Raw genomic sequence first — 5,277 nt, 5'->3', positions numbered from 1 at the left:
ACCTGGGCCTGGGCACAGGGCCCGGCTACCACCCGTACGCCGACGCCCCGTCGACCGTCACGGCGTCAGTGGACGCGTTACGCGCGGCCGGCCAGTTCGCCGCACGCCAGGGCCGCCGCCCCGACCCGCGCGTCATGATCACCGGCCACTCGCAGGGCGGTCACGCCACCATGGCGCTGGGCCAAGCCCTGCAGGCCGGCGCCGGGCCCGGGCTGAAGGTCGGCGGCCTGGCCCCGATCAGCGGCCCGATGAAACCGAGCCTGCTCGTCGCCAAGGGCGTTCGCGACGAGATCGCCAAGAGCGTCGCGTACATGGCGTACTGGACGGTGGCGTGGAACCGGCTGCACCACCTCTACGACACCCCGTCCGAGGCGTTCAAGGACCCGTCGGTCGAGGGGCTGTTCGACGGCGAGCACCGCAACGAGGAGATCTTCCCGAAGCTGCCCGGCAAGATCACCGACCTGTTCACCGAGACCTACCTCGACCGCGTCAAGAACCCGACCGGCGTCCTGCGCACGAAACTGCGCGAGGCGGACCGCTACTGCGACTGGCGCCCCAGGGTTCCGGTGACGATCTATTCGTCCACCGGCGACAAGGACACGCTGATCGAGACCTCCGCCTACTGCGACCAGCGGCTGAAGAAGCACCACGCCAAGTCCACGCTGGTCGACCTCGGCGCGGACGTCGACCACTCCAAGGCGGCCAAGCTCGCACTGCCGCGCGTCCTGGCCGAGTTCGACCAGAAATAGACGAAAGCGGGGCGGAGGACAAGCCCTCCGCCCCGCTCTCACAACAACTGGATCAGTGCGCCTCACCCAGGTACGCGTCACGCACACGCTGGTCAGCCAGCAGCGCGCGACCCGGACCGTCCAGAGTGGTGCGACCGAGGTCGATCACGTAACCGTGGTCCGACAACGCCAGAGCCGCGAGGGCGTTCTGCTCCACCAGGAGAATGGTGGTGCCCAGCGACTGCAGCTCCTTGATGGTGTCGAAGATCCGCTGCGTCATGATCGGCGAGAGACCCATGGAGGGCTCGTCGAGCATCAGCAGGCGGGGCTTGGACATCATCGCGCGCCCGATGGCCAGCATCTGCTGCTCACCACCGGAGAAGAGGCCGGCCTTGTTGTGCCGCCGCTCCCCCAGCACGGGGAAGAGGTCGTACACACGCTGCATGTCGGCCTCGACACCGTCGTCCTTGCGGACGTACGCGCCGAGCTGCAGGTTCTCCTCCACGGTCATCCGCGGGAAGAGCCGGCGGCCCTCGGGGCAGTGGGCGATGCCCTCACCGAGGATCGCGTGCGCGGGGTCGCTGTGGATCGGCTTGCCCTGGAACAGGATCTCGCCTGACACCGGCCGCAGCAGACCCGAGATGGTGCGCAGGGTCGTGGTCTTGCCCGCACCGTTCGCGCCGATCAGCGACACGATGTGACCGGCCTCGACGGTGAACGAGATGTCGCGGACGGCCTCGATCGCGCCATAAGCGACCGAGAGGTTGCGGACTTCGAGCAGCGCGGTCATGCCTGCTCCTCCTCAGCAGAAGCAGCGGCGGCCTCGACGTCGTGCTGGACTTCCTCCGGCGGCTTGCCGAGGTAGGCCTCGACCACCCGCGGGTCCGCCCGCACGACCTCGGGGCTGCCCTCGACGAGCAGCTCGCCCTGCACGAGCACGGAAACCGAGTCGCACAGCCCGAAGATGAACTTGATGTCGTGCTCGATCACGACGACCGACACGCCCGTCTCGCGGATGCGGAAGATCAGCTGCTGCGTCGCTTCCGTCTCCTGCGGGTTCATACCCGCCGTGGGCTCGTCCAGCAGCAGCACCGCCGGATCGGTCGCCAACGCGCGCGCGATCTCCAGACGGCGCTGGTCGCCGTACGGGAGGTTGCGCGCGAGCTCGTCCTCCGGGCCGCGCAGACCGGCGAACTCGAGCAGCTCACGCGAGCGCTCACGGGCCGCCTTCTCGCCGCGCTGGTAGGCCGGGCCGTGGAACAGCGAGGCCAGCGGGCCCTGCTTCATCCGCGGGTGGCGGCCGACGAGCACGTTCTCCAGCACGGTCATGCTGGGGAACAGGCGGATGTTCTGGAACGTCCGCGCCATGCCCGCCCGCGTCACCTGCGCCGGGTCGCCGGGCAGCTCCTTGCCCTTCAGCAGCACCTTGCCCGTGGTCGGCGTGTACAGACCCGTCAGGCAGTTGAAGAACGTCGTCTTCCCCGCGCCGTTCGGGCCGATCAGTCCGACGATCTTGCCTTCCTCGAGCGTCAGGGTGACGCTCTTCAACGCCTTGAGGCCACCGAAGACCATCGAGACGTCGCGCGCTTCCAAAACCGGCGTGGTCACGCCTTCGCCTCCTTCGGCACCTCGTGCACCTCGTCAACCGGCACACCACCAACATCCTCGTCCGCGAGCTCGGCACGACGGTGCCGGTCCGGGATCAGACCCTGCGGACGGAACCGCATGATCAGGATCAGCGCGAGGCCGAAGATCATCAGGCGGTAGTTGTCGAAGTCGCGCAGCTTCTCGGGCAGCACGAACAGCAGCGAGGCACCGAGCACGGCACCGGGGATCGAGCCCATGCCGCCGAGGATGACCGCCGCGAGCAGCGTGACCGACTCGAGGAACTTGAACGACTCGTAGGACACCGTGCCGTTCTTGTGCGCGAACACCGCACCCGCGAGACCCGCGAGCGTGGCGCCGATGAGGAACGCCAGGATCTTCTTCTTACCGGTCTGGATGCCCATCGCGCGGGCCGCGTCCTCGTCCTCGCGGATCGCGATCCAGGCCCGGCCGATGCGGCTGAACTTGAGGTTCGCGAACACCGCCATCGTCGCGGCCACGAGAAGGACGATCAGGATGTAGTAGAGGACACCGGCGGGCAGCTTCACCGCGCCGAGCGTCAGCTCCCGGTTGAACTCCTTGCCGAACAACGACACAGCCGGGATGCCCGGGATGGCGTTGGAGCCGTTGGAAATGCCACCGATGTCGTTCTGCGCGGAGCGGGTGAAGATCTCACCGAACGCCAGCGTCACGATGGCCAGGTAGTCACCGCGCACCCGCAGCGTCGGCGAACCGACGATGGCGCCGAACGCACCCGCGACGACCGCCGCGATCACCGCGGCCACCGGGAACGGCAGCTCGATGCCGAAGTTCGCCGCGGCGGCACCGGAGAAGTTCGCCGCGACGAGCGCGCCGATGCCCATGAACGCCACGTACCCGAGGTCGAGCAGACCCGCGAGACCGACGACGATGTTGAGACCGATCGCGGTGGCGGCGTAGATGCCGATGTTCGCCGCGACCGTCATCCAGTACTCGTTGCCGGCGTCGGTGAACGGCAGCAGCAGCGCGCACGCCGCCAGCACGATCACGCTGAACACGCGGTGCTCTTCGGACAGCACCGAGAGCCAGCGGACGAAGCCGACACCGCTCAGCGCGCCGAGGACACCGCCCGCGAATCCGAGGAACGACAGGAAGATCGCACCCGCGTACGGGTTGGACGTGCCGACACCACCGGTGGTCAGCATCGCGGCGACGGCGAACAGCACCGCCGCGAACGACACCAGCAGCACCAGGTACGCGATCGGCTTGGACGGCTTGAACTTCCACAGCCCGACCGGCTCGAGGCCGATGCCGTATCCCGCCAGGATCGTCAGCACACCCGCGACGAGACCGGCGATGCTGCCGAACGCGGTCACGCCCTCAGCGGCGGTGATGGCGCCGAGGCCACCACCCTTGCTCGTGATGTAGGCGCCGTTGATGAACGAGATGACGGCCAGGCCCCAGCCGAGCGCCCTGACGACGCGTCCCCTGGACGGGATCGGCGCGAAGGCCGCCACCAGGATGAAGACGCCGAGCAGCAGCACGTGCCAGCGGAACCCGGTGACGGCGAGCGGAGCGTCGAAGAACTGCAGCGTCGACTTGTCCGGCCAGTTGCCGTCGTTGAGGCTGAACGTGACCCACGGCAGCAGGGCCGCCACGATGCCCAGCACGCCGCCGACCGCCGCGAGCGGCTTGCCGAGGGGCGCGAGTGCGGAACGCTTGCCAGAAGTAGTGTCGATCGTGCTCATGCGCGCACCCTTTCCGGCTCACCGAACAGACCCTGCGGGCGGAAGACGAGCACGAGGATCAGCACGACGAAGATCCACACGTAGTCGTACTGGGTGCCGCCCGGCATGTACTGACCTGCCAGGGTCTTGATCAGACCGATGATGAACGCGCCGATGACCGCGCCGCGGATGCTGCCGACGCCGCCCAGGACCGCCGCGGTGAACGCGAAGATGCCGTTCTGGAAGCCCATGTCGATGTTGATGTTGCTCAGGTACCCGCCGAACATGACGCCCGCGACGCCCGCGAGCACGGCGCCGAAGATGAACGTCAGCACGATCACGCGGTCCGGGTTGACACCCATCAGCTTCGCGGTGTCGGGGTCCTGCGCGGTCGCGCGCATCGCACGGCCCATCCGCGACCGGTTGATGTAGGTCTGCAGCAGGATGGACAGGCCGACCGACAGGACGACGAGCAGCACGCCGGTCCACGGGATGTTGACCGGGCCGAGCGTGAGGTTGCCCTCAGGGAAGACCTTGGGGTACGGCAGGTTCGACGTGGCGTTGGGGTACCAGACGCGCACGGCCTCCTGCAGGAACACGGACACGCCCAGCGCTGTGATCAGCGGTGCCAGCCGAGGCGCGTTGCGCAGCGGGCGGTAGGCGAACCGTTCCATGATCACGGCGACGACGACCGCCACCACGATGCCACCGACGAACATCAGCGGCAGGGCCACGGCAGGCGACTTCTTGAGGTCGTCAGGAAGAAGCGTGAACGTGGCGAGGCCTCCGTACGAGGCCACCATGAAAACCTCGCCGTGGGCGAAGTTGATCAGCTGGATGATGCCGTACACCATCGTGTACCCGAGGGCGATCAGGGCGATCAACGACCCCTGAACGACCCCGTTCGCCAGCTGTTGGAGCAGGACTGACACGACTACCTCCGTAGACGGCGGGGGCGAGCAAACTTCGCCCGCCCCCGCCGCAGCTTCAATGAATTGTCAGCAGTCGCCTCAGCCGGTGAACTCGCCGGTCTGAACGTCCTTCCACTTGCCAGAGGTCACCTGGTAAACGGTCAGGACCTTGTTCGTGCTGTCGCCGTACTGGTCGAACTTGATCTCACCAGTGGCACCGGAGCCGCTGAAGGAGCCGACGTTGGTCAGCATCGAGTCGCGCTTCGACTCGTCCCAGGCAGCGCCGTCGACGGTCTTGGCCAGCGAACCGATGATGGCGTTCGCGGC

Annotated in this window: 4 protein-coding genes and 2 pseudogenes; 1 reads left to right on the top strand and 5 read right to left on the bottom strand. The window is 67.6% G+C overall.

Annotated features, from left to right (window positions below; all coding sequences use genetic code 11):
- Nucleotides 1-749: pseudogene (locus FXN61_RS46925) on the top strand (lipase); the annotation flags it as partial.
- Between the two features lie 52 nt (nt 750-801).
- Here FXN61_RS46925 and FXN61_RS46920 read toward each other — a convergent pair.
- The 5 genes and pseudogenes from FXN61_RS46920 to FXN61_RS46900 all read right to left on the bottom strand — a co-directional run.
- Nucleotides 802-1,518: an ABC transporter ATP-binding protein gene (locus tag FXN61_RS46920; RefSeq protein ID WP_167980262.1), complete on the bottom strand. Its 717-nt coding sequence runs from the start codon at nt 1,516-1,518 to the stop codon at nt 802-804.
- A complete protein-coding gene (locus tag FXN61_RS46915; RefSeq protein ID WP_167980261.1) occupies nt 1,515-2,336 on the bottom strand; it encodes an ABC transporter ATP-binding protein in 822 nt (273 codons plus the stop codon). The genes FXN61_RS46920 and FXN61_RS46915 overlap by 4 nt, the downstream gene beginning before the upstream one ends.
- The gene (locus tag FXN61_RS46910; protein WP_167980260.1) at nt 2,333-4,060 is read right to left on the bottom strand and encodes a branched-chain amino acid ABC transporter permease; all 1,728 of its coding nucleotides are present in this window, start codon (nt 4,058-4,060) and stop codon (nt 2,333-2,335) included. The genes FXN61_RS46915 and FXN61_RS46910 overlap by 4 nt, the downstream gene beginning before the upstream one ends.
- Nucleotides 4,057-4,971, bottom strand: a complete 915-nt coding sequence (locus FXN61_RS46905) for a branched-chain amino acid ABC transporter permease (RefSeq protein ID WP_167980259.1) — start codon at nt 4,969-4,971, stop codon at nt 4,057-4,059. The genes FXN61_RS46910 and FXN61_RS46905 overlap by 4 nt, the downstream gene beginning before the upstream one ends.
- A gap of 78 nt (nt 4,972-5,049) precedes the next feature.
- Nucleotides 5,050-5,277 (bottom strand): annotated as a pseudogene (locus FXN61_RS46900) (branched-chain amino acid ABC transporter substrate-binding protein); the annotation flags it as partial.

Origin of the sequence: Lentzea indica (genome assembly GCF_012184385.1) — a bacterium.
GTDB classification, from domain to species: domain Bacteria; phylum Actinomycetota; class Actinomycetes; order Mycobacteriales; family Pseudonocardiaceae; genus Lentzea; species Lentzea indica.
Note: the sequence above shows the minus strand (reverse complement) of the source record. Positions and strands in the feature narration are given on the sequence as shown.

Bases quoted from the DNA above. Each gene is read 5' to 3' on its own strand.
- FXN61_RS46920 (WP_167980262.1), bottom strand. From the start codon at position 1,518: ATGACCGCGCTGCTCGAAGTCCGCAACCTCTCGGTCGCTTATGGCGCG.
- FXN61_RS46910 (WP_167980260.1), bottom strand. From the start codon at position 4,060: ATGAGCACGATCGACACTACTTCTGGCAAGCGTTCCGCACTCGCGCCC.